Consider the following 24,743-nt stretch of genomic DNA (forward strand, 5'->3'; position numbering starts at 1 on the left):
CCACAGCCCCGAACCCGGGTCGAACCGAGCGGGCCGATTCGAGCGGATTCCCCCACCGACTTTGGCTGTTCCGGTCGAGTTTGCCCGGTGTGCGGGGCAAACTCGACCGGAACCATCCAGGTCGGCGAGGTTCGGGCGGTGCGGCCTACTGGCCGAGCAGGGCGAGCATCTTGGCGATGGTGTCGTTGAGCCGCTTGTCGGCGGCGCCGTACTTCGCGAAATCACCAGCGACAAGGGCGGCCTGCTTGTCGACGAGAGCCTGCTTGGCGACCTGGAGCAGCGACTTCAGCTCGGCATCCGTCGCCGGGTCACCGGTGGAGGACTTCGGCGGAGTCTCTTCGCCGTCTGCCGGCGGTGTGGTCGTCGGCGGAACATCCGTGTCGCCGGCGGTGGCACCCGAGTCGCCTCCGAAGAGCACGTCGAGGGATTCATCGAGCGTGTCCTCGAACGCGATCTCATCGCCGAAGGCCACGAGCACCTTCTGCAGCAGGGGGTAGCTCGTCTCACCGGTCGACTGCACGTAAACGGGCTGCACGTACAGCAGGCCGCCACCGACGGGAACGGTGAGCAGGTTGCCGTTGAGCACCTTGGACTGGCCCTGCTTGAGCAGGTTCAGCTGGGCGGAAATCGACGGGTCACCGTTGAACTTGTTCTGCACCTGGCCGGGGCCGGGAACGGTGTCTTCCTTGGGCAGGGTGAGTAACCGGAGGGCTCCGTAGCCCGCGGCGCGTTTGCCGTCTTCGGCACCGGCATCCGCATCGACGGCGAGGTAGCCGGTGAGCACGCTGCGGCTCGTGGCGCCGGTCGCGTCCGGGATGTAGGTCGAGTACAGCGAGAACGAGGGCTTGTCCTGCCCGGGCATCTGCATGGTCAGGTAGTACGGAGGCTGCAGCGTCGGGTTGCTGGCCGAGGACTGCGGGTCGTCCGGCGTGATCCAGGCGTCGTCCCTGGAGTAGAACGATCCCGGCTCGGTCACGTGGTACTGACCGAGGATCTCCCGCTGCACCTTGAACAGGTCGGCCGGGTAGCGCACGTGGCTCATCAGCTCGCCGCTCATCTCGCTCATCGGCTTGACCGTCGACGGGAAGATCTTCTGCCAGGTCTGCAGGATGGGCTCCTTGGCATCCCAGGCGTACAGCGTGACCGAACCGTCGTAGGCGTCGACGACGGCCTTGACCGAGTTGCGCATGTAGTTGATCTGGTCGAGCGCGAACGGCTGCGCCGGCGTCTCCGTGTCGGTGATCGCATCGCTCAGGCCGACGTGGGTCGAGTACGGGTAGTCGGCGGAGGTCGTGTACGCGTCGACGATCCACTTGACCCGGCCGTCGACGACCGACGGGTACGCGTCGGAGTCGACCGTCAGGTAGGGCGCGACCTTCTGCACGCGATCGACGGGATCGCGGTCGTAGAGGATCTGGGACTTCTCGTTGACCGAGTCGGCTAGGAAGATCTGCTCCGACTGGAACTTGAGGGCGAAGATCAGCTTGTTGAAGGCGTTGTCGAGCTTGGGCCCGGCGTCACCGTCGAATGTCGTGTAGGTCTGCTGGGCGCCGTCCGTTCCGGACGGATAGTCGAGCTCGACCGGCTTGGTGCCCTCCGGGGCGCCCACGATGGAGTACGCCGGAGAGCTCTCTCCGAAGTACACGCGCGGTTCGAACTTGCCGAGCGCACCGGCAGTGGGAATGCCCGATTCCATGAACACGGGCTGGCCGTCGGCCGAGCGCTGGTTGCCGAAGGCGGCGACCATGCCGTAGCCGTGCGTGTAGACCGTCTTCGAGTTCACCCAGGTGTCACCGGCCCCGAGGCCGGCGAGGTTGAGGTCACGCACGGCGACAACGGCGTCCTGGGACTTGCCGTCGATCGTGTACCGGTCGACGTCGAGGTTCTCCGGGAACTTGTAGTACTGCTTGAACTGCTCGAGCTGGGCGAACGAGTCCGTGACGAGGGCAGGGTCGAGGATGCGGATGTTGGCCGTGGTCTCCGCGTCGGCGCGCAGGGCGCCCGGCTCGGCATCCGTCGTCGCGTTGTACGGGATCTCCTTCACATCGGCCACGCCATAGGCATCCCGGGTGAGGTCGATATTGCGGTCGATGTAGGGCTCCTCCAGCGTCTTGGCGCTGGGGACCACCTGGAACCGCTGGATGACCCACGGGTACAGCGAACCGATCAACAGGCTGCTGACGATCAGCAGGGCCGTGCCGACGACGGGCAGGCGCCAGCGTCCGATGATCGCGGTCACCAGGAAGAGCACGGCCACGACCGCGGCGATGCCGGCGAGGATCGCCCGACCGGGGATGGTGGCGTTCACTTCCGTGTAGCCGGCGCCCGTGATGAGCTCCCCCGCGTCGGTCAGCGTCGAGTACTGGTCGAGCCAGATGCTCACGGCCTGGATGAGCAGGTAGAGGCTGGCGGTCACGGCGATCTGGATGCGCGCCGACTTGGAGACGAGGGCCGTGCGGCCGCTGATCCGGATGGAGCCGTAGAGGTAGCTGGTTGCGATCGCAACGAGTCCGGAGATGAGCACGACGGCCGACGCGAAGCCGAGCACGGCCTGGTAGAACGGCAGGTCGAACAGGTAGAACGAGATGTCCAGGTTGAACTGCGGGTCCTTGCGGCCGACCTCGGTGCGGTTCAGCCACATCAGGATCGGCTGCCAGCGCGTGGACGCGGCCACACCGGCGAACAGTCCCAGCAGTGCCGGGATGCCGAACATGGCGAGGCGGCGCAGCGGCTCGATGACCTGCTGGTAGCGGTCCAGCTGCGAGTTGAGCTTGGCGTAGACCGGGCGCAGCCGGTAGGCAAGCTGGATGCTCACGAACACCGGGACCGCCATGGCGACGAACCCGATCAGGAACAGGGCCGTTCCGGCCAGCCACTGGGTGGTGAGCACGCTGAGGAATCCGAGCTGGTCGAACCAGAGCACGTCGGCGTAGAGGCCCGCGAAGATGAAGAACAGCACCACCAGCCCCGCGATGATCGCAGCGGTGATTGCGAGGGGCGCTCTACCGCGTCGGGGAGCGCTTGCGGCGGCGGGCGATGACGTCACGAATTGGCCTCTTGCTCTTAGTGATAGGGGACAGACTCCATCCTAGACAAGCCCCACCGAGAGAACTCTGCGTGTTCGCTGAGGGCAGGCTGCGGACGTCAGGCTCCGCGGAGCTCACCCGGCCGGGCAGGTGGGGAGATCGCTGGTGTCGGCGTCGGTGCGGATGGCGTCCAGCGCGGCCAGGGAATCGTCCAGGGTCTCCACCGCGAACACCGTGAGCCCGTCGGGCACGTGCCCGGTGACCTCGCCGCAATTGTCGGCGGGGGCGAGGAACCACTCGGCGCCGGAGTTCTTCGCGCCGTACAGCTTCTGCCGGATGCCGCCGATCGGGCCGACCTGGCCGGACTGGTCGATCGTTCCGGTGCCCGCGACATCCGCCCCGCCCTGGAGGGCGCCGGGAGTGAGCTTGTCGATGATGCCGAGGGAGAACATCATCCCGGCGCTCGGCCCGCCGACCCGGTCGAGTTGGATCTGCACCTCGAACGGGAACTCGTAATCCATGCGGACGTTGATGCCGATGACAACGGCGCCGTTGGCATCGATCGGCGTGACCTTCACCGTGTCCTCCGCGCCGTCGCGGATGATGCCGAGGTTGGCCTCCGTGCCGGCGCCGCCGGTCTTCAGCGCCTGGCGCAGCTCCGTGACATTGGCGACGACTTCGCCGTTGACCGAGACGACCTGGTCATCCGCCTTCATCACTCCGGCGGCCGGCGAGTTCTTCGGCAACGACACCACGGAGATTTTGCTCGGGTAGTCGTAGCCGAGGTGGGTGAGCGCGGCGGCGACGGCATCCCGCTGGGAGTCGACCATCGCGGCCTGGTTGGCGGCATCGCGTTGTTCGGTGGTGACATCGGCCGGGAACGCCTCGTCGATCGGGATGACGGCCGAGCTCGGGTCCAGCCACGCGCCCGTCACTTCCAGCCAGCTCGGCCGGTTCTCGGGATCGCCGACCAGGGAGACGGTGAGCAGGTCGAGGCGGCCGTCGGTGGGGTACACCTTCTGATCAGGGATGGTGATCAGCGGGATCTCTTTGCCGTCGTGGTCCGCCGTGCCGAGCGTGTTGTAGACCGGCCCGGGCTTCTCGATCGCGTACGGAGCGGGGACGACGCCGAGGACGACGCCGGACGCGAAGGCGATCCCGAGCACCGTCCAGCCCGCTTTCCCGGCGCGCCGGGTGCGGACCGCGGGGGAAATCGGGCTAGCGCCGAAGAGGGCCAACGGGCACCTTCCGTGAGTTCGGGGGGATGTTCGCGACAGGCGGACACCGGACCCAACAGCCTAGGTCATTTCCCAGTTGCGGCCGGTGGTTCTCCGGATAGCGTAGAGGCAAGCAACTGAGAGGGGCCTGAAGTGGCCGACGACTCACGACCCGACGAGGGTCAGAATCCCGAAGACGAATTCAAAGACATGCTGCGCGACATCCTGTCGGGCGCGTCCTCCATGGACCCCAGCCAGCTGGCCGGCGCAGCAGGACTGCCCAGCGACCCGGCGAGCGTCGCCGCACTGATGAGCCAGTTGCAGGGCGCGCTGCGGGGCGGCGGCGGCATCAGCTCGGACGTGGCACTCAAACAGGGTCAGGATCGCGCGGCGGCCGGGCAGGTCACCACGACGCCCGAGCAGCGCACGCAGCTCGACCAGGCCTTCCACATCGCCGCGCTGTGGCTCGACGACGTCATCTCGGTGGCCGAGCTGACGACGGAGCCCAAGCTGATGACGCGCAAGGAGTGGGTCACCGCCACGATGCCGATCTGGAGCCAGCTCGCCGAGCCGGTCGCGACCAGCATCTCCGATTCGCTCACCCGCGTGCTCACCGAGCAGGCTCCGGAGGAACTCCAGGGCATGATCGCCAACGCCAGCCAGGTCATGCGCAGCATCGGCGGCACACTCTTCGCGATGCAGCTCGGCCAGGTCGTCGGCCAGCTCGCCAGCGAGGTGGTCTCCGGCGGTGACGTCGGCATTCCGCTGCTCAGCGATTCGCAGGCCGCGTTGCTCCCCCAGAACGTCGCCGAATTCGGCGCAGGGCTCGATGTGCCCGCCGACCAGGTGCAGATCTACCTGGCCGTGCGCGAACTCGCGCACGCCCGCCTGTTCCGGCACGCCCGGTGGTTGCGCCTGCACCTGATCAGTTCGATCACCGACTTCGCCCACGGCATCCGCATCGACTCCGAGCGCCTGCAGGACCTCGCCGAGGGCTTCGACCCGACGAACCCGGAGGAACTGCGCGAGGCGATGGTCAACGGGTCCCTGATCCCGCCGAAGACCGAGGGACAGCTCGCCGCGCTCGCCCGCCTCGAAACGATGCTCGCCCTGGTCGAAGGCTGGGTCGACGTCGTCACCCTCGAAGCGACCAGCCGGCTGCCGAGGGCGGATGCCATCGCCGAGATGGTCAAGCGCCGCCGGGCCTCCGGCGGGCCTGCGGAGTCCGCCTTCGCGACGCTCGTCGGGCTCGAGCTTCGGCCGCGCCGGCTGCGCGAGGCGGCCGCGATGTGGCAGGCCGTGACGGATGCCGTCGGCAACGAGGCGCGCGACTCGCTCTGGGCGCACCCCGACATCGTTCCCTCCTCGGCCGACCTCGACGACCCGAAGGTCCTGGTCGAGCGCCTGACCAGCACGGCCGCCGGCGCGCCCCCGGTCCTCGACGAGATAGACCAGGCGCTGGAGGACCTCCTCCGCGACGACGGCACCGACCGTCCGCACGAGGCGTAACCCCCTCCCTCCCCGTCTCGCTTCGCTCTTTGACGTCTCTTTTCTCTCCGACTTCTCTTCGCCGAACTGTGAGTTTGGCACCTTCGTTGGGCTCGGGAAGGTGCCAAACTCACAGTTCGGCGAGCGGGCCGGCTGGGGTGTGGATGGATCTGGCGCGGGTCGGCGCGGGTGAGGCATCATCTGCGGATGGTTATCCGACTGAATCCGCGCTACCCGCTGGTGTGGCGCTCCCCCGACACCATCCAGTTCGGCGTCGACCGCGCCCTGCTCGTGCTGCCCGGCATCACCCGGGCTGAGGAACATGTGCTCGCTGCCCTCCGCGGCGGCGTGCCCCAGGACGGCGCGGTGATGCTCGGCAGTCGGGCCGGGGCCTCCCCCGCCGACACCGCCGCCTTCCTGCGCCGGCTGCGTCCGGTGCTGGAAACCACGGTGCCGGCAACCGCGGCGCCGGGACCGAGGGCGCTCCCGGCCCCCGCGGCCACGGCACCCGGACCGAGGGCGCCAACGGTCCATGGGACCGTCTGCGTCGACGGATCCGGCCCGACCGCCGATCGGATCCGCGGGCTGCTCGGCGACCTCGGCATCCCGACCCGGCTGACCGACGCCGACCCCGCCCTGGCCATCGTCGTCGGGCACTACGTGCTCGAGCCGGCGCGTCACCGGCGCTGGCTGCGCCGCGACATTCCGCACCTGCCGGTCGTGTTCAGCGACGGTGAGGTGCGGGTGGGACCGCTTGTCGAGCCGGGCAGCGGGCCGTGCCTGTACTGCCTGGAACTGGACCGGGTCGATGCCGACCGGGCCTGGCCGGCGATGGCCAGCCAGCTCCTCGGCCGCGAGGCGCCGACCGAGTCCGCACGGGCGAGCATCGACGTGGCCGCCCGGGTGGCCGGACTCGTGCAGGACCGCCTGGCCGGCGGCCGCTCCGAACTCTGGAGCGCCTCACTGGCCCTGGACGCCCAAACCGGTGAGGTCAGGCGCCGCGAGCACCGGCCGCACGAGCGGTGCGGATGCCGATCTCTGCCAGGAAACGTGACCGTTCTCGCGGGGATCGCTGCTGCAGTCCCGATGCCGCCCAGCTCAGCGCCAGCCGCCGCCGTGCCCGCGTAATTCCCACGTACAGCAGGCGGCGCTCCTCGTCGACCTCCTCGAACGTGCCGGCGTAGCTGATCGGCACGAGCCCCTCGGACAGGCCGACCAGAAAGACCGCGTCCCATTCGAGCCCCTTGGCCGAGTGCAGGGTGGCGAGCGTCACGGCGGCCACGGTCGGCTCGTGCTGGCCGGCCTGGCGTTCCATCAACTCGTCGGTGAACTGGCGGAAGGTGGTGCCGGGCGGGGACTGGTCGACGAGGCCCATGATCGCGTTGAGCGACTCCCACCGGTCGCGCACCGCACCGGGCGCCTCGGGCGCCGAGTGGCTCCAGCCGAGCGAGCGCAACACGTCGCTGACCGACTTGAACAGCGGCTCACCCACGATCGAAACGGATGCCGCGCGCAGCGACATCACCGCCTGCTTGACTTCCTGGAGGTCGAAGAACCGCTTGGACCCGCGGATCTGGTAGCTCACGCCGACGTCGCCGAGGGCCGTCTCGAGTGCCGCCGCCTGCACATTCACCCGGTAGAGCACGGCTATATTCTCGGGCCGTGTGCCGGCCTCGATCAGTTCGACGATGTGCTGGGCGACGCCGCGGGCCTCGGCCATGTCGCTCGAGTACTCGCGGACGGACGGTTCTGCGCCGGCCTCGGTCACCGCGGCGTGCAGTGACAGCGCGCCCGGCCGCCCGCGCATGAGCTGGTTGGCGGTGGCGACGATCGGCGCGGTCGACCGGTAGTTCTGCTCGAGGCGCACCACCGTGGCATCCTCGTAGCGCCTGGGGAAGTCGAGCAGGTAGTCGCTGCGCGCGCCCGCGAAGGAGTAAATGGTCTGGCTGGCGTCGCCGACGACGCAGAGGTCGCGGCGATCGCCGAGCCAGAGCGCCAGCAGGTCGTGCTGCAGCGGCGACACGTCCTGGTATTCGTCGACCACGAAGAACCGGTACTGTTCCCGCACCTGCATGGCGACGGATGCCTCCGACTCGATCATGCCGGCCATCGCCAGCAGCACGTCCTCGAAGTCGATCTGCTTGCGGCCGTCCTTGAGGTGCTCGTATGCCTCCTGCATGGCGACGACCTGGCCCAGGTCGAGCCGCCCGGGCAGGCTGCGCGTGTGCGAGCCGGAGCCGTACTTTTCGATGCTGAGCCCGGAGGTTTTGCGCCACTCGATCTCCGCCGCAAGGTCGCGGAGGGTGGCCGTGTCGAGCTTCAGCTTCAGGGATTCGGCGGCGTGCCCGAGGAGACGACCCTTGCCGTCGAGGATGCGCGGGGCCTGCCCACCGACGACGTGCGGCCAGAAGTAGTTGAGCTGGGACAGCGCGGCCGAGTGGAACGTGCGCGCGGCCACTCCGCCGGCGCCCAGCTGGCGCAGCCGGCCGCGCAGTTCGGAGGCGGAGCGAGAGGTGAAGGTGAGCGCCATCACCCGGTTGGGCGCGTACGCGCCGGTCATGACGCCGTAGGCGATCCGGTGGGTGATCGCGCGCGTCTTGCCCGTTCCCGCCCCGGCGAGCATGCACACCGGCCCGATCAGGGCCTCGGCGGCCACGCGCTGTTGTTCATCGAGCCCGGCGAGGAGCGACTCGGGGGTCAGGGTCATCCGCGCACCCAGTCAGGCCCGGGGGCGATCGGTTCGCCGAGCCACTGCTCGAGCATGCCGCGGGCGATCGACGACGGGCCGGGCAGCACGACCGTGCCGGTGGACGCGCGGAGCTCGTCGCGGCTGAACCAGCGCAGCTCGAGGATCTCCTCGCCGTCGGGGAGCAGCCCGTCGGCGTGCTGGCCGTCGTCCAACCGGGCCGTGAAACCGCACATCAGCGAGGCCGGGAAGGGCCACGGCTGCGAGCCCATGAAGACCGGATCGGTCACCCGCAGGCCTGTTTCCTCGAACATCTCCCGGATGACGGCCGCCTCGAGCGACTCTCCCGGTTCGACAAAGCCGGCCAGGAGGGAGTACCGGTTGTTCTCCCACATCGCGTTCGAGCCGAGCAGGATGCGATCGGCGGAGTCGGTGATCAGCACGATCACCGCCGGGTCGGTGCGGGGGAAGACCTGGCTGCCGCAGGTCGGGCAGCGCCTCGTCCAGCCGCTGTCTTCGACTGTGCTGGCGGTGCCGCAGCGCGGGCAGTGCGTGTGCGACTTGTGCCAGTTGAGCAGGCCGAGCGCCTCGGCGAACGCCCCGGCGTCCCGGTCGGACAGAGATGTCGCCAGCTCCCGGAGGCTCGCCCAGCGAGACTCGTCGGGCTCGAGCGCCCGCGCCGCGTCATCGCCGAGTTGCGCGGCGACCAGCGGCGTGCCGACGGGCTCGGCCGAACTGTCGTCGAGGGAGAGCCCGAGGTAGATGCGCAGCTCGCTCGGCGGCAGCCGGTCGGGCGCGAGCAGGGCGAGCCGGGGGACGTCGTCGCCGCTTTCGTGCTCGCCCCGCCCTGCAATCAGAGCCTTGCCGTTCCACAGCGCGACAACGCGGGTGCGGGCATCCGCCCACAGTGCGTCAAACAGTTCGGGGTTGGCGCGCGCCGAATGGTCCCGGTCGACCGCGTGTCGGGACAGCGGCAACCGAGTCGTGAAGGCGAACGACATGGACAACCTCTCCGGGTCTGGCAACGGATTTCGGCCCGATCTCGGCAACCTGTGAAGTCGCGTGCAGGCGTGGCGATCGGTGACGCCGGACGGAAGTCGACCTAACCTAGAAGGCATGGCCAGATCCCCCCTCACTCTAGCCGCGTTGGCCACCTCCGCTGTTGCGGAACTCGACGTCGCCCAGGCCCGCGCGCACAGTCTTCGCTCGCACGGTCGCTTCGATTCCGCACTGCTCGTCGGCCGTGACGGCCGCCGGCTGATCATCCGCGTTCCCAGGTCCCAGGCGGCCGAAACCGAGCAGTCGGCCGATCTCGTCGCCCTGCGCGCGCTGACCATCGGCAACCGCAGCCGCCTCCCCTTCGACGTGCCCCAGTTCGTCGGCCAGGCGCCGGCCGGCGGAACCCGCGCGGTCGTCTACGAACTGCTCGCCGGTGACACCTTCGACGCGGATGCCCTGACCGGGCATGCCGGGGTGTCGGGCTCGATCGGCCGCGCGATCGCGGCGATCCATGGCCTGCCGACCGCGTTCGTCGGCACCGCGGGCCTGCCGCAACAGACCGCAGCGGAGTGTCGGGCCGCCGCCATCGACGTGATTGACCGTGCCTCGGACACGGGCTACCTCCCGGCCGCCATCCTGCGCCGGTGGGAACAGGCCACGGACGATGAGGCGCTCTGGCAGTTCCCGCCGACCGTGATCCACGGCTCCCTGTCGGCCGAATCCTTCCTGATCACCGACGATGCCGTGTCCGGCATCCTGGGCTGGGCCGGACTCAGCGTCGGCGATCCCGCTCGCGACCTGCACTGGCTTCTGGCCGCGCGAGGCAGGGAAGCGGAGGCCGCGATGAGCGCCTACTCCACCGCCCGGCAGGGCAGCGACTCGCGGATCACCCAGAGGGCGATGCTGTACGCGGAGATGGAACTGGCGCGGTGGCTGCTGCACGGCACCGCGACCCGCAACCAGGCCATCGTTGACGATGCCGTGGCGATGCTCGACGGGCTGGTCGAAAACGTGCACAGCCAGACGATGCATCCGCTGTCCCCGGCCACCGCCCCGGTCCTGGACCTGTCAGCGGTCGAATCGATGCTGCGGTCGACGCCGCGGGGCGAGCCCCGCCCGGGCAACGGATCGGCCATGCAGACCGACGCCTACGACCTGTCGGAGTTCCGGAAGAGCGAGTTCGACGACGGCGAATCCGACCGCGGCGCCCGAGACAACGGCGCCCGGGACAATTCCGGCCGGAACGACTCGGCCGATACGGGCGCGATCGATCAGCCGCGCCTCTTCCACGACTCGGAGGCGGCGACGGGACCCGTCGACATCGGCGCCACGACCGACGACCAGGCCAACACGAGGTCCTCCTCGGAGTAGAGCCTGTGCGGCACCACGATGGTGTCGTCGGCGACGAAGTAGAAGACGGCGTCGACCAGTTCCGGGTCGATCCCCTTCCAGCGCGCGTAGGCGAGGCGGTAGAGGGCGAGCTGGGTCTGCTTGAGTTCGAGGTCGGCGGCGTTCCGGGGAGCCTTGCCGGTCTTCCAGTCGACGACCTGGTAGCCGGTCTCGGTGCGGTAGACGGCATCGAGCTTGCAGATGAACACCTGGCCGCACATGACGTGGTGGATCTCGAGTTCCACCTCTTCGGGCTTCCGCCCGGCCCATTGGGACCGCTCGAAGGTGGCCTTGAACCGCTCGAATTGCTGCTCTTCGGCCAGCGCCGCATCGTTAACGGATCCGGTGGCGCTGTCGAGGTCGCCGTCTCCGGCGCCATCGAGGCCCGAATCCAGGTCGAAATCCAGGTCGAGTTCCTGCGGGCCCGCATCGACCAGGTCGCCGGAGCCGACCCCGCCGGCCCGGCGTTCCACCCACGAGTGGAACAGGGTGCCCAGGCGGGTCGCGCGGTAGGGCTTCTCCGGCATGGGCCGGCGCAGCCCGGCGGCAACGGCGGCGGGGTCGTCGAGGTAGTCCTTGAACCGAGACGCCGGGATGCGCGTGGGGAGCGCCATGACACCGGCCCCCGCCTGCCGCAGCGCCCGTTCCTCGAGCAGGAGGGTGACGTCGCGCGACCAGATCGTGGGGCGGTCCTGGCCCGAGTCCCTGGCGCCGCGCACGAGGTCGGCCGCCGCCTCAACGAACGGTCGGCGGGTGCCCAGCGGGTCGAAGGGCCACGACTCCCGGCCAACGCCGGCCGCCTCGGGCTTCTCGGAGTCCGCGCTGTCCGCGGCGACGGGCTCGATGAGCCCGGCGTCGGAGAGCTCGACGAGGAAGCGGCTGGGCTTCCGGATGGTCAAGCCGCCGCCCCAGAAGGAGCCCGTGAGCAGCAGCTCCCGCTGGGCCCTCGTCGTCGCAACGTAGATGAGGCGCCGTTCCTCGGCGGCGTGCCGGTCGCCGAGCTCGGCCTTGTACCGGGCGAACTCGGTGTCGAAGGACTTCTGGGTTTCGTGGCCGGAGTGGAGCAATTCCGGCAGCTCTGCCCTGTCGCCGCGCATCGGATAGGGCAGCTCGCCGAAGCGGAGCCAGCCGGCCCCCTCTTTCGCCTTGGCCGGCAGGCTGTTCTCGGTGAGGTTGGGGATGGCGACGAAGTCCCATTCGAGCCCCTTGGCGCCGTGCACGGTGAGTAGCTGCACGGTGCCCGGCTCGGACGCCTCGCCGCGGGGGCCCAGGTCATCCTGCCGTTCGGCGCGCGCCAGCCAGCGCAGGAAGCTGCCCAGGGTGCCCTGCTCGTCGCTGTCGAGGAAGGCGGTCACGGTGTCGTGGAAGGCGTACAGGTTCGCCAGCCCGCGGCCGTGCGACTCGTTGGCCACCAGCTCGACGTCGAGCAGCGTCTCCTGTTCGATCAGCCGCACGAAATCGAGCAGCGGCAGCCCGGCCCGGGAGCGGAACCAGGCCAGTTGCCGGCCGGCCTCGCGCAGGCGACCACGGCCTTCCTCGCTGAAACCGGCGAGCTGGCCGTGCGTTTCGGAGGCGGTCGCAACGAAATCGAGGGCATCGACGAGGGAACTCACGTCGTCGCCGGCGACGGATGCGCGGATCTTCGCCTTCAGCTCGTCGCTGACCGCCTTCTGCGCCCAGTCGTGGGAAGCGAGCCAGGACGCGACCCCGGCGAGCGCCTGGAGGTCGCGCGGGCCGATGCGCCAGCGGCCACCGCTGAGCAAACGCACCAGTTCGCTGCCCGCCGAGGGGTCGTGCGCCACGCGGAGCACGCTCACCACGTCGGCGACCTCCGGGGTCGAGAGCAGGCCGCCGAGTCCGAGCACGTGCGCCTTGACGCCGTTCGCGCGCAGCACCTCGGCGAAGAACTCCATGTCGCGCCTGGCCCGGAACAGCATGGCGCCCGAGCGCGATCCGCCGTCGAGCCGGGCGGCGAACCACCGGGCGACGTGGTCGGCCTCCTCGGCCATGGTCTCGAGCATGAGGCCTTCGACCCGTCCGGCCTCCTTGCCGCCGGGCACCTTGAGGGTTTCCACCTGGATGCCGCCGGGCCTGGCCCGGAGCGCCTCGCTGAGCGGCGCCACCAGGGTGTTCGCGGCGTCGAGGACGGAGGCCGGGTTGCGCCAGGTGTAGGAGAGGGACATGGACGGGCGGCTGCCCGGCCCGGCGTCGGCACGGTCGGCACGGTCGGCACCGTCGCCACGGTCGGCACGGTCGGCACCGTCGCCACGGTTGAAGTCGGCGCGGAAGCCGAGCAGGTTCGCCGAACTGGCGCCGCGCCAGCCGTAGATCGACTGGTGGGGGTCGCCGACGGCCATGACCGGATGGTCGGCGAAGAGCGTGTGCAGCAGCTCTGTTTGCAGCACGGAGGTGTCCTGGTATTCGTCGAGCAGCACGATGCGGTGCTGGTCGCGGGCGCGGACCCCGACGCCGGCCACCTTCCGGCACACCTGCAGGGCGAGGGCGACCTGGTCGGAGAACTCGATCAGGCCGAGGCGCCGCTTCTCGAGCTGGTAGCGGTCGGCCAGTTCGGCCAGCACCGGCAGCGGGGCGACCGCCGCGAGCGAGCCGGTCACCGAGTCGTAGGGCTTCTTCTTGGCCGCGGACCCGTACGGGAGGTCCGGCAGGTAGTCGAAGCCGGCGGCCAGCCCGGCGAGGTCGTGCGACCCGGCCGGCTCGCCAGGGACGAACGGCGCGGGATTCTCGGCGAGCGCCCGGCTGAGCCGCAGCACGGCATCCGTCACCGTGTCGAGGTTCTTGCCGAACGGCACGAGCCGGTCGTCGCCGTGCTCGATCACCGTGCGCCGGGCCAGCAGCCACGCGGAGGTCTCCGAGAGCAGCACCGATTCCGGCTCCCGGCCGAGCAGGAGGGCGTTGTCGCTGAACAGGCGGCTGGCGAAGGAGTTGTACGTCGACACCGTGGGCGTGTCGAACAGGTCGGAGGAGTCGCGGGAAACACCGTCGCCGACGATGCCGGCGGGCCGGGGCATCAGGCCAACCTTGTCGAGCTGCGCGATGCGCAGGTTGATGCGTTCGGCCAGCTCCCCCGCCGCCTTGCGGGTGAAGGTGAGGCCGAGGATCTGGTCGGGGGTGGCATGCCCGTTGGCGAGCAGCCAGAGCACCCGGTTGGCCATGGTCTCAGTCTTGCCGCTGCCGGCGCCGGCGACGACGAGGGTGGGCACGAGGGGCGCCTGGATGACGGCCTGCTGTTCGGGGGTCGGCGTCGGCTTCGCCAGCGCCTCGGCGATCTGCACGGCCGAGACGGAGGGCGGGATGGTGGGATTCATGAGCTGACCTGCTTGATGACGTGGATGCGGCAGGACCCGAAGGACCAGGGGTCGAGGCAGTGGTTGGCGATCTCGGCGAGGAAGACGGCGCCGCCCATGACCTTCGCGTCGTCGCCGACTCGGGTGCGGAACGTCTCGATCTGCTCCGGGGTGAAGGCCTGCTGGGTGGGATTGCGGTAGTTCTGCTTCTGTGTGCCGGAGGACACGATGAGCAGCCGGGCGCCGGCCAGCTCGGTGCCGGGCGGGATGCCGGCGATCGCGCCGTCATGGAAGGCGAGCTGGTAGGCGCCGAGCTGGGGATGCTCGGCCACCCCGGCGTCGGCGATGGGGTCGCCCTTTCCGGTCTTCAGGTCGACGATGACGGCTCGTCCGTCGCTGAGCTGCTCGACCCGGTCGACCGTGCCGGACAGCACCGCCCCGCCGACCTCGAGGGTGAACCGGCCCTCCGCGCTGAGCAGCGTGGTTCCGGCCCGCCCGGCGTCGCGGAGGTAGGCGGCGAGCCGGTCGACGAGGGTGCGGGCCTCGAGCTTCTGCAGCCGCGACTGCCAGTCGGCGTCGAAGACCAGTTCCCCCCACCGGGCCTCGACGTCGTTCCACAGCGACTCCGGGCTGATGTCGGTGGCGTCCTCCATGACCTTGTGGATGATCGTGCCGAGGTTGGCTGCCGTGCTGCCGCCTCCGCCGCCGACCTGGCCGATCATCCAGTGCAGCGGGCAGGTCTCGACGGCGGACATCTTCGACGGGGAGACGCGCACCGGACCGTCGCCGGCATCCGGGTCGTTGAGCGGGCGGGATGTGCTCTGCTCCCGGATGCCGTACCACTCGAGCGGGTCGGCGCCGGCGACCGATTCCCGGGCGAGGCGGGCCAGGGTCGCCGCGGCATCCTGCGCCCGTCGGCTGGTCAGCTCGTCGGGGTTCGCCGCTCGGCGCAGCGTGCCGGTCAGCTCGCTCCGCAACCGGCCGACCATGCCGCGCAGGGACAGCGGGTACCGGCTGAGCGCGTCGGCCTCCGTCTTCGGGTCGGGGAGAAGCCGCTCGAGCAGCCGGGTGGCGAACGCGGACGGCTGGTGGTCTTCGTCGTCGACCGCGGTCAGGAGCAGCTCTCCCCTGGCCCGGGACGCGGCCTGGGCGAACATGCGCAGCTCGTCGTGCAGCACCGCCCGGCGGGGGTCAGGGTCGGGGTTCTGGTGGCCGGCCGCGGCGGGCAGCTCGCCGGCTCCCAGCAGGGAACCGCGGATGCGCAGGTCGGGCCAGACGTTCTCCTGGAGGCCGGCGAGCACGACCACCTCGAATTCCCGGCCGATGGTCGCGCTGGGAGTGGATACGACGACCGCGTCGCCGAGGGCCCGGGGCGCCAGCGTGTCTTCCGGCACGTCGGTGTCGACGAGGTGTTCGAGGAACAGCACCGGCGGGGCAGCCGGCGTGCGCTCCACGAACCGTTGGGCCGCGGCGAAGAGGGCCACAACAGCGTCGAGGTTGCGGTTGGCCTCATCGGCGACGATCCCGGTGCCGGCCGACTGGTCGAACCAGGTGTCGGCCAGGCGGCTGCGCTGCCACAGGCCCCAGAGGAGTTCTTCGATGGTCGAGCCGGAACGATACTCGGCGGCGGCCGTGCGCAGGCTCTCGCCGAAAGCGGCGGTCTTGCGGGCGGTGCGGTTGTCGATCAGCGCGAGCGCGCCGGGCACGGTGAGCGCCTCGACGAGCAGGTGGTCGGGGCTGCGCTCGTTGTCGGGGCGTTCGTCGTCGGACCCCAGCGCCTGCTGGCGGAGCGCCGCCCGCAGCCGCCGCAGGGTGATCGGGTCGAGGCCGCCGAGCGGTCCGCGGAGGAGGTCGGCCGCCGCATCCGCATCGAGGGGCCGACGGCCGAGCGTCACCTCGAGGGCGAGGATGAACGCCCTGACCGCGGGTTCGTCGCGGAGGGCGGTCTGCGCCGTCGCAACCTGGGTGGGGACCTCGAGCGCGGCCAGTCCCTTGGAGAGCGCAGGGACGAGCGAGCCGGTGCGCACGATCACGGCCATCTGCCCCCACGGGACGCCACCGATCACGTGGCGCTCCCTCAGCCGGCGGGCGATCACCGCCAGCTGCTCGGCCGGGCTGGCGGCGATGGCGGACTGCACGGCCGGCGCGGGCGGGGCCGGAAGCGGGTGCGGCTGCGGCTGCGGGTGAGGCGCTGCCGGACTGAGCAGCACGGAGCGCTGGGTTCCCGCGGCCGCGGCTCCGATCCGTCCGGTGATCTCGTGCACGACCGCCCGAAGGGCAGCGCCGTGACGGTGCACGTGGCCGAGGGTGAGGGTCTGGACCGTGCCGAGGCCGAGGTACGCGCCGAGCCGGCCGAGGGCATCCGGGTGGGCGCCGCGGAAGGAGCCGGTGCTGATGTCGGGGTCGCCGAACGCGACGACGGCGACACCGCGCGCGGCGAACTCGGCCAGCAGCGCGAGCGTGCCCTGCGTGGTCTCCTGCGCGTCGTCGAGCACAATCAGGCGCAGCCCGTCCAGGGCGCCGAGCGCCCCGGGTGCCCCGGTTCGCGCGTTGACCCGAGGGACGCCCCGCACGACCGCCGCCGCGTACTGGGCGAGTTCGGTGGAGTCGTATTGCCCCGGCCGGGTCTGGTCTTTCACCTCTTCATAGCCGCGGATGAACTCCGCAGCCGCCACCCATTCCGGCCGATCGGCGCCGTGGCCGAGGGCGGCCAGCCGCGCCGGGGTCACGCCGTATTCCACGGCGCGCATCATCAGATCGCGCAGTTCGGTGCGGAAGCCGCGCAACCGCCTGACCTCCGGCCCGAGCGGGTCGGGCCAGTTCGGGCCGGTGCCGTCGAAGAGGTGGCCGGCGAGCAGTTCGGCGATGATCTGGTCCTGCTCACCGCCGGTGAGGAGGGTAGGGGCCGTGCCACCGGCGCGCGCCTCGGCGTCCCGCACGATCTGGAAGGCGAGCGAGTTGGCGGTCCTGGCGAGCGGGCCGTTCGTGGGCACGCCGAGCCGCAGGGCCAGGCGATCGCGGAGCGAGGTGGCGCCGGAGCGCGTCGGAACCAGCACGAGCACCTCGCTCGGCGAGTACCCGCGCCGGAGCACGCGGTCCGCGACGAGCTCGACCAGCGCGGTCGTCTTGCCGGTTCCGGGGGCCCCGATCACGGCGGCGGATGCCCCGTCGGCGATGTCGAGGACGGCCCGCTGGGTGTCGTCCAGGTGGTGGGCGTCGGCCGAGGGATCGGGGTCGGTACGGCGCTCGAATCCTGGGGTGGTCACGAATTCAAAGCTAGCGGGTTCCGCCGACAGTGAACGGTGGCGGGGCGGCCGGGCGTTCTGTCGTACTCTGGGCGGACAGGCTACGAAAGGCGCATCTGGTGGATATCCGTATTGGCATCTTCAACTCTCCCCGTGAGATCGGTTTCGAGACATCGCAGCCGGCGGCCGAGATCGAGGAAACGGTGACCAAGGCTCTCGCCGGGTCCACCGGCTACCTGAAGCTCTCCGACGACAAGGGAAAGGTCTACATCATTCCCACGATCGGCCTCGCCTATGTCGAGTTGGGCTCTGAGACCTCGCGCCGCGTCGGCTTCGTCGCCTAGCAGCAGCCGTGGAACTCCTGTTCGTGGCCCTCGGCGGGGCCATTCTCGGGCTGGCCGCACGGTACCTTCTGCCCGGTCGTGACTTCCACGGGGCCGTGCTGGTGCCCGCGGTCGGAACGATTGTCGCATCCGTCGTCTGGGTCGCCCTGACCTGGCTCGGCTGGAACTGGGACGGTGGCTGGATCTGGTGGGTCACCCTCGGCCTGTCGGCCACGGCCTCGGTCGCGGTGGACATCGTGCTGCACCGACGGCGCGAACACGCCGACCGGGAAATGCAGCAGCGCCTTACGACGGCCGAGGCTGCGCACACCGCCTGAGTTATTCCGGGCGGCGCGTCAGGCATTCGGTCGGCGCGTCAGGCTTTCGACCGGCGGGTCAGGCCGTGAGTCCCAGCCCGTCCATCCGGCGGGTGTGCGCCGCGATGAGTTCGGTGAAGACCGGCTCGATCCGGGACTCTTCGGTGCCCGATGCGGACGACAACGCCATCGCCGACCGAGCGACCAGCAGGGTGTCCCCCACGAGCCGTCGACCCCACATGGCCAGGCGTGAGGCCAGGGTCGGATCAGCATTGATCGCAGCCTTGAGCTCGTGCACGAGCACCTCGGTGCCGGCATCCTCGCCGAGCAGGTGCGCGATCCGAGGGCCGACGTCGCCGGGCAATCCGTCGGCCAGCCGGATGAAGAAGTCGTCGAGCAGTCCGCCGGTGAGATAGCAGCTGAGCAGCACCTCGGGCCAGTCGGCGCCGGTGGTCTTCTGTCGGTAGAGGTCGAGCGCGGGCGCGAACGGGCCCATCTCCACGGCGGGCTCGCCTCCGCGCCGGCGGATCTCGTTGATCAGGCCGTGGTGCTTGGAGAGCGCGCGGCCCGCTGCGGCGCTCAGGCCCTCCCTCGCTGCCAGGTCCGGCGCGGTTGCGACCGCGGAGGCGAGGCTCTCGAACACGGCAAGCTCGAAGTAGGCGGCCTGGCCGAGGTAGGGCATCACCCGCGGCGTGAGGTCGCTGATGTCGACTTTCGTCGTCGACTGCTTCACCCTGCGGGCGCTCAGCCGGGGTGTCTCCGACCGCTTCGGACGCTTACCAAACCACGAGATCACGGGCTCAGCTTAGGACAGCTCGACGCGCCGCGCAGCGCCGGAGCCCCGTCAAGGCCGGTTCCCAGCGGCCGCCCGGTAAGCTGGACTCACGCCATCGGCATGGATCGGTGGCAGTGCGCCTGAAGCAAAAGACGGGCGCATCCCGCTTCAAGCTAATGACAGGCATACATTCGTGACTTTCTCCGAACTCAATATCGATCAGGACATGGTTCAGGCTCTCGCCGACAAGGGCATCCTGGAACCGTTCCCCATCCAGGTGCAGACCATCCCCCTCGCCCTCAGCGGCCAGGACATCATCGGCCAGGCCAAGACCGGCACCGGCAAGACCTTCGGCTTCGGCCTCCCCCTCATCCAGCGCCTCGGCCGGAGCCCGGCGCCCGGAGTGCAGGCGCTCGTCGTCGTGCCGACCCGCGAGCTGTGCGTGCAGGTCTCCGAAGACCTCGAGCTCGCCGCGAAGAACCGCGACACCACGATCGTCTCCATTTACGGCGGCAAGGCCTATGAAGGCCAGATCGAGGCCCTCAAGGCCGGCGCGCAGATCGTCGTCGGAACCCCCGGACGCCTGCTCGACCTCGCCAGCCAGCGCCTGCTGAGCCTCGCCAACGTGCAGGAAATGGTGCTCGACGAGGCCGACAAGATGCTCGACCTCGGCTTCCTCGCCGACATCGAGAAGCTCTTCGCCCAGACCCCGGCCACCCGCCACACCATGCTGTTCTCGGCCACGATGCCCGGCCCGATCGTCGCCCTCGCGCGCCGCTTCATGAACCGGCCCATCCACATCCGCGCCACCGACCCCGACGAAGGCCTGATGCAGGCCAACATCGAGCACCTGGTCTACCGCGCGCACAACATGGACAAGGACGAGGTGATCGGCCGCATCCTGATGGCCGACGGCCGCGGGAAGACCGTCATCTTCACCCGCACCAAGCGCGCCGCCGCGAAGCTCGTCGAGGAGCTCGGCGACCGCGGCTTCAACGCCACCGCCGTGCACGGCGACCTGAACCAGGAACAGCGCGAACGCGCCATGGCCTCGTTCAAGGCCGGCAAGAAGGACATCCTGATTGCCACGGATGTCGCCGCCCGCGGCATCGACGTCGAAGACGTCACCCACGTGATCAACCACACCATCCCCGAAGACGACAAGGCGTACCTGCACCGTGTCGGCCGCACCGGCCGCGCCGGCAAGACCGGCATCGCCGTGACCTTCGTCGACTGGGACGACATGCACAAGTGGACGCTCATCAACAAGGCGCTCGACTTCGGCACCCCCGTGCCGATGGAGACGTACTCGTCCTCGCCGCACCTCTTCACCGACCTGAACATCCCGGTCGGCTCCAAGGGCCGCCTGCGGGCCACCCCGATCAAGGAGGTCGTCGCCGGCGCCGCTGGGGGTCGCTCGGACTCCGGCCGCTCCGGTGGCGCGGGCCGCTCCGGTGGCGCCGGTCGCTCCGCCGGTGCGGGCCGTTCCGACTCGGGCCGTTCCGACTCAGGCCGTTCAGACCACGGGCGCTCCGGCGACGTGGCCGGCGGCCGTCCGCCCCGCACCCGCACCAGGGTCAGCAGCAGCACCAACCCGGATGCCCCCGCGGCCACGCCGGCGGCCGGCACCCACGATGGCGGAGGCGCCGAGCACCACGACGGCAACAGCGCTCCCCGCCGCCGCAGCCGCAGCCGTCGCCGCTCGCCGCAGGCCGGCAGCACCGGCGCGGTCTAGACCGGCCGTCTCTCCCTCACCCAGCCGCAACTGAGTTGCGAGAAACCACCCTCCCGGCGCCAGGGAGGGTGGTTTCTCCGCACCCGCACCCGCACCCGCACCCGCCGCGCAACTGAGTCGCGGACAAAGTACCTTCCCAGCGCCAACGAAGGTACTTTCTCCGCATCTCAACCCTGAGACACCTCGCGACCCATTGCGCGCGGGCTGACGACACTGAAGGCAGCAGGCAGCGGGCAGCAGGCAGAGTGCAGCAGCACTCGCGCATCCGCCAGCGCAACGAAACTGAGTCGCGGACAAAGTACCTTCCCAGCGCCAACGAAGGTACTTTCTCCGCATCTCAACGGATGGTGACGCGCGCGGCCGGGCGACCGCGTCAGCCGTAGATCGGCGGGGTGCCCGTTCCCTGCTCGATGATCTGCTCGAGCACCTCGGACGACGTCGTGTTCTCGCCCAGCCGGTTCGGCTTGCCGGTGCCGTGGTAGTCGCTCGACCCGGTCACGGCCAGTCCGTACTTGGCCGCCAGCTCGTACAGGCGCGCCTTGGCAGCCGGCTCGTTTTCCCGGTGCTCCAGCTCGAGTCCGAACAGCCCCGCCTCGACCATTTCCGCGAGCCGCTTCTCCGGAAGCATGTGCGCCAACCCGCGCGTCGCCGGATGCGCGAGCACCGGTACTCCGCCGGCCGCCCGAACCAGGCGAATCGCGAAGAGCGGATCGGGAGCGTAGTGCGGCTGGTAGTACCCGGCCTCCCAGTGCAGGATGCCGGCGAAGGCCTCGCTGCGAGTGAGGACCAGGCCGCGCGCGACCAGCGCGTCGGCGATGTGCGGTCGGCCGACCGTGGCGCCCTCCGTCGTCTGCGCGAGGACATCGTCCCAGGTCAGCTCGTAGTCGGCCCCGATCCGTTCCACCATCTGCTCGGCCCGGGTGAGTCGCGCCGCGCGGATCCGTGCCGTCTCCGCAACGATTCCGGCATCCGACGGGTCGAACAGGTAAGCCAGCAGGTGCACGCTGGTGAAGCGCTCGCGGGTGCTGAACTCCATGCCGCGGATGAGCGTGATGCCCACTTCGCCGGCCATCCGAGCGGCCTCGGGCCAGCCGGCGGTCGAGTCGTGGTCGGTCAGCGCGACCGTGCCGAGGCCGGCCGCCGCGGCCGCCCGGATCAACTGGGACGGGGACTCCGTGCCGTCCGAGACGCTGGAGTGGGTGTGCAGGTCGATGGGACCCCTGAAACGCCGCTCGCCTGCCATGTCCCCATGCTAGTTGGGCGGGACGGCCGGGGCGTGGCTGAGCCGACTTCCAGCAATCTCGCCTAGCCTGAACAGGCCATGCCTACCCGATTCCTCAGCGCCCTGATTGTCATCGGGGCCTCCGTCGCCCTGCTGATCCTCAGCTGGCCGCAATTCTTCGGGCTGCAGAACACCTGGATCATCGCCCACGCGGTGTCGCTGCGCGGCCTCATGCTCGTCGGCGCGGCCGCGCTCGTGGTCGTACTGCTGCTGATCATGCTCTTCCGCCCCCTGCGCGCCCTGGCCGGGCTGCTCGTGGCGGCCCTCCTCGTGTTCGGCGTTGCGAACCTCGCCATTGTGGCTTCGCGGGGCATCGGACCGGATGCCGCGGTGCCGGCCGCGGCCGAGACCGGGTCTCCGGCCGAGGAGGCAGGCACGGCCCAGCGCGTCACCGTGCTCAGCTGGAACACCCTCGGGGACGCGCCCGGGGCCGAGGAGATCGCGAAGCTGGCCCTCGAGCAGGATGCCGACATCCTCACCCTGCCCGAGACGACCGAGAAGACCGGTGTGGCCATCGCCGAGGCGATGCGCGTCAGCGGGCGGCCGATGTGGGTGCACACCGTCGCCTTCGACCTCGTCTCGAAGGCGCGATCGACGACGCTGCTGATCAGCCCGGAACTCGGCGACTACGAGGTGACCAGCGCCGCGGGCTCCGGCCCGCCGGGCAACACCAACGTGCTGCCGACCGTCGTCGCCGCCCCGACCGACGGGAAGGGACCGACGGTGATCGCCGTGCACGCCGTCTCGCCGATCCAGTTCGAAATGTCGAACTGGCGCTCCGACCTGGACTGGCTGGCCACCCAGTGCACCGGCGACGACATCATCATGGCCGGGGATTTCAACGCGACGATCGACCACATGGCCGGTAGGGCTCCGGTCGACTCGGCCGTTTTGGGCGACTGCCGGGATGCCGCGTTGTCGGCCGGATCTGCGGCCGTCGGCACCTGGCCGGCCTCAGCGCCGAAGCTGCTGGGGAGCCCCATCGACCACGTGCTCACGACCCCGAACTGGCAGGTCGACAGCATGAGCGTGATCGGCTCGCGGGACGCCTCCGGCAGCGACCACCGTCCGATCGTCGCCACCCTCTCCCTCGCCCCCTGACCCGCGCGTCCCCGCGCCGCGCCGCCGCCGCCGCCGCGCCGCCGCCGCCTCCTATGCCGCCGAACTGTGAGTTTGGCACCTTCCCGACGGCCACGAAGGTGCCAAACTCACAGTTCGGCGAGAGGAACGAGCGGAGGCACGAGCCGAGGACGGGCCCGCGCTCAGCGGATGCGCGACGAGCAGTGGGAGAATGGCGCAATGGCCTCTACCGACACTGTGATCACCCCCGTCCCCCGTTCGAACGAGAACCGCTCCACCACACCGAATTCGGACGTCTTCAAGTCATATATCTCCAGCCAGTGGGCGGACCGCACTGACGCGGTCCCCACGGCCCGGGAGCAGGCTCCGTTTGCCGCGGCCCGCCGCGCACGCCTGTCCGCGCTGTACCCGGGACAGCGCCTGGTCGTCCCCGCCGGTCGTCTCAAGCAGCGCTCGAACGACACCGACTACGCCTTCCGTGCCCACTCGGCCTTCGCGCACCTCACCGGCTGGGGCGCCGACGCCGAGCCCGGCGCCGTGCTCGTGCTCGAGCCGACCGCCGCCGGCCACGAGGCGACCCTGTACTTCCGCGAGGCTGCGGGTCGCGACTCCGACGAGTTCTATGCCAACGCCGAGATCGGCGAGTTCTGGATCGGCCCGCGGCCGTCGATCGAGCAGGTTTCGGCCGACCTCGGCCTGGCCGTGCGCGGCATCGCCGAGCTCGAGTCCGTGCTCCGGTCCGTCGACAGCGAGACCCTCGTCGTACGCGGCGCGGATCCCGAATTCACCGAAGAAGTAGACGAGGCCCGCCTCCGGTTCGCCGCCGACAAGGTGCTCAGCATGAACGCCTCCGACTCGCCGTTCAGCCTCGAGGTCAACGCCGAGCACGACCCGGACAAGCAGCTCGCCCGCGACCTGTCGGAGCTGCGCCTCGTCAAGGACTCGTACGAGATCGAGCAGATGCGCCTCGCCGTCGCGGCCACCGGGCGCGGCTTCGACGACGTCATCAGTGACCTGCCCCGGTCGAGCACGCACCAGCGCGGCGAGCGCCTCGTGGAAGGCGTGTTCAACACGCGCGCCCGGGTCGACGGCAACGCGGTCGGCTACGACACGATCGCGGCCTCCGGCCCGCACGCCTGTATCCTGCACTGGACCCGCAACGACGGCCCCGTCGTGCCGGGCGACATGATCCTGCTCGACGCCGGCGTCGAACTCGACAGCTACTACACCGCAGACATCACCCGCACCCTGCCGGTCAACGGCAGCTTCAGCGAGGTGCAGCGCCGCGTCTACGACGCCGTGCTCGAGGCAGCGGATGCCGCCTTCGCCGTCGTCCGCCCCGGCATCGTGTTCCGAGAAGTGCACGCCGCCGCAATGGCCGTCATCGCCCGCCGCACCGCCGAGTGGGGCATGCTCCCGGTCACTGCCGAGGAGGCGCTGCAGCCCGAGAACGGCCACCACCGCCGCTACATGGTGCACGGCACGAGCCACCACCTCGGTCTCGACGTGCACGACTGCGCGCAGGCGCGGCGCGAGATGTACATGGACGGCGTGATCGAAGCCGGCATGGTGTTCACCATCGAGCCAGGCCTGTATTTCCAGTCGGACGATCTCACCGTTCCCGCCGAGTACCGCGGCATCGGCGTGCGGATCGAAGACGACATCGTCGTGACCGCGGACGGTGCGGAGAACCTTTCCGCCGCGATCCCGCGCACCGCCGCCGACGTCGAGACCTGGATCGCCACCCTCACGTCCTAGTCGCGCGTCCTAGTCGTGCGTCCTAGGGCGTGTCTCCTAATCGAATCGTGATTCGTTTGGGAGGGTGGAGGGATGTCTCGTACTGCTTTGCTGACCGATCACCAGTGGGCTCGGATCG

At 70.1% G+C, this 24,743-nt stretch carries 15 protein-coding genes and 1 pseudogene; 8 read left to right on the plus strand and 8 right to left on the minus strand.

Annotated elements, in window-relative coordinates; genetic code table 11:
* Positions 1-145 precede the first annotated feature (145 nt).
* Together E3T33_RS12375 and E3T33_RS12380 are read right to left on the minus strand one after the other, a co-directional pair.
* On the minus strand, positions 146-3,046 hold the full coding sequence (locus tag E3T33_RS12375) for a UPF0182 family protein (protein ID WP_241982933.1): 2,901 nt from the start codon (positions 3,044-3,046) through the stop codon (positions 146-148).
* Between the two features lie 114 nt (positions 3,047-3,160).
* A complete protein-coding gene (locus E3T33_RS12380; protein WP_134575425.1) occupies positions 3,161-4,264 on the minus strand; it encodes a S16 family serine protease in 1,104 nt (367 codons plus the stop codon).
* Positions 4,265-4,453: 189 nt separating this feature from the next.
* Here E3T33_RS12380 and E3T33_RS12385 point away from each other — a divergent pair, with 189 nt between their 5' ends.
* The gene (locus E3T33_RS12385; RefSeq protein ID WP_092324195.1) at positions 4,454-5,752 is read left to right on the plus strand and encodes a zinc-dependent metalloprotease; all 1,299 of its coding nucleotides are present in this window, start codon (positions 4,454-4,456) and stop codon (positions 5,750-5,752) included.
* A 348-nt stretch (positions 5,753-6,100) separates the two neighbouring features.
* Positions 6,101-6,715, plus strand: a pseudogene (locus tag E3T33_RS15615) (TOMM precursor leader peptide-binding protein); the annotation flags it as partial.
* Positions 6,716-6,722: 7 nt separating this feature from the next.
* On the opposite strand, the gene E3T33_RS12395 reads toward E3T33_RS15615, so the two are convergent.
* A complete protein-coding gene (locus E3T33_RS12395) occupies positions 6,723-8,438 on the minus strand; it encodes an ATP-dependent helicase (RefSeq protein WP_092324124.1) in 1,716 nt (571 codons plus the stop codon).
* Entirely contained in the window at positions 8,435-9,418 is a 984-nt protein-coding gene (gene nudC / locus E3T33_RS12400) for an NAD(+) diphosphatase (protein ID WP_092324123.1), read from the minus strand. The genes E3T33_RS12395 and nudC overlap by 4 nt, the downstream gene beginning before the upstream one ends.
* A 115-nt stretch (positions 9,419-9,533) precedes the next feature.
* Between nudC and E3T33_RS12405 the strand changes: the two genes are divergently transcribed.
* Positions 9,534-10,787: a phosphotransferase gene (locus E3T33_RS12405; RefSeq protein ID WP_092324121.1), complete on the plus strand. Its 1,254-nt coding sequence runs from the start codon at positions 9,534-9,536 to the stop codon at positions 10,785-10,787.
* On the opposite strand, the gene E3T33_RS12410 is transcribed toward E3T33_RS12405, so the two are convergent.
* Both E3T33_RS12410 and E3T33_RS12415 read right to left on the minus strand, forming a co-directional pair.
* A complete protein-coding gene (locus E3T33_RS12410; protein WP_134575427.1) occupies positions 10,688-14,131 on the minus strand; it encodes an ATP-dependent DNA helicase in 3,444 nt (1,147 codons plus the stop codon). The genes E3T33_RS12405 and E3T33_RS12410 overlap by 100 nt on opposite strands.
* A complete protein-coding gene (locus E3T33_RS12415; protein WP_092324118.1) occupies positions 14,128-17,376 on the minus strand; it encodes an ATP-dependent DNA helicase in 3,249 nt (1,082 codons plus the stop codon). Before E3T33_RS12415 ends, E3T33_RS12410 begins: the two co-directional genes overlap by 4 nt.
* 98 nt (positions 17,377-17,474) lie before the next feature.
* Between E3T33_RS12415 and E3T33_RS12420 the strand changes: the two genes are divergently transcribed.
* Both E3T33_RS12420 and E3T33_RS12425 read left to right on the plus strand, forming a co-directional pair.
* A complete protein-coding gene (locus E3T33_RS12420) occupies positions 17,475-17,699 on the plus strand; it encodes a DUF3107 domain-containing protein (RefSeq protein ID WP_092324117.1) in 225 nt (74 codons plus the stop codon).
* 8 nt (positions 17,700-17,707) lie between these two features.
* On the plus strand, positions 17,708-18,016 hold the full coding sequence (locus tag E3T33_RS12425) for a hypothetical protein (protein WP_092324115.1): 309 nt from the start codon (positions 17,708-17,710) through the stop codon (positions 18,014-18,016).
* Positions 18,017-18,074: 58 nt separating this feature from the next.
* Here the strand turns inward: E3T33_RS12425 and E3T33_RS12430 are convergent, their stop codons facing one another.
* Positions 18,075-18,791, minus strand: a complete 717-nt coding sequence (locus E3T33_RS12430) for a ferritin-like fold-containing protein (protein ID WP_092324114.1) — start codon at positions 18,789-18,791, stop codon at positions 18,075-18,077.
* Positions 18,792-18,963: 172 nt separating this feature from the next.
* Here E3T33_RS12430 and E3T33_RS12435 point away from each other — a divergent pair, with 172 nt between their 5' ends.
* Positions 18,964-20,505: a DEAD/DEAH box helicase gene (locus E3T33_RS12435; RefSeq protein WP_092324112.1), complete on the plus strand. Its 1,542-nt coding sequence runs from the start codon at positions 18,964-18,966 to the stop codon at positions 20,503-20,505.
* Between the two features lie 373 nt (positions 20,506-20,878).
* On the opposite strand, the gene E3T33_RS12440 is transcribed toward E3T33_RS12435, so the two are convergent.
* Positions 20,879-21,748, minus strand: a complete 870-nt coding sequence (locus tag E3T33_RS12440) for a PHP domain-containing protein (RefSeq protein WP_134575429.1) — start codon at positions 21,746-21,748, stop codon at positions 20,879-20,881.
* A 78-nt stretch (positions 21,749-21,826) separates the two neighbouring features.
* Here E3T33_RS12440 and E3T33_RS12445 point away from each other — a divergent pair, with 78 nt between their 5' ends.
* Positions 21,827-22,888, plus strand: coding sequence for an endonuclease/exonuclease/phosphatase family protein (locus E3T33_RS12445; RefSeq protein ID WP_134575430.1), 1,062 nt, complete (start codon positions 21,827-21,829; stop codon positions 22,886-22,888).
* Positions 22,889-23,086: 198 nt separating this feature from the next.
* Positions 23,087-24,625, plus strand: coding sequence for an aminopeptidase P family protein (locus E3T33_RS12450; RefSeq protein WP_092324108.1), 1,539 nt, complete (start codon positions 23,087-23,089; stop codon positions 24,623-24,625).
* Positions 24,626-24,743: the final 118 nt, after the last annotated feature.

This window comes from Cryobacterium sp. TMT1-2-1 (assembly GCF_004403955.1).
Lineage (GTDB): Bacteria > Actinomycetota > Actinomycetes > Actinomycetales > Microbacteriaceae > Cryobacterium > Cryobacterium psychrotolerans.

Bases quoted from the DNA above. Each gene is read 5' to 3' on its own strand.
- E3T33_RS12385 (WP_092324195.1), top strand. From the start codon at position 4,454: ATGCTGCGCGACATCCTGTCGGGCGCGTCCTCCATGGACCCCAGCCAG.
- E3T33_RS12395 (WP_092324124.1), bottom strand. From the start codon at position 8,438: ATGACCCTGACCCCCGAGTCGCTCCTCGCCGGGCTCGATGAACAACAG.
- nudC (WP_092324123.1), bottom strand. From the start codon at position 9,418: ATGTCGTTCGCCTTCACGACTCGGTTGCCGCTGTCCCGACACGCGGTC.
- E3T33_RS12405 (WP_092324121.1), top strand. From the start codon at position 9,534: ATGGCCAGATCCCCCCTCACTCTAGCCGCGTTGGCCACCTCCGCTGTT.
- E3T33_RS12410 (WP_134575427.1), bottom strand. From the start codon at position 14,131: ATGAATCCCACCATCCCGCCCTCCGTCTCGGCCGTGCAGATCGCCGAG.
- E3T33_RS12440 (WP_134575429.1), bottom strand. From the start codon at position 21,748: ATGGCAGGCGAGCGGCGTTTCAGGGGTCCCATCGACCTGCACACCCAC.
- E3T33_RS12445 (WP_134575430.1), top strand. From the start codon at position 21,827: ATGCCTACCCGATTCCTCAGCGCCCTGATTGTCATCGGGGCCTCCGTC.
- E3T33_RS12450 (WP_092324108.1), top strand. From the start codon at position 23,087: ATGGCCTCTACCGACACTGTGATCACCCCCGTCCCCCGTTCGAACGAG.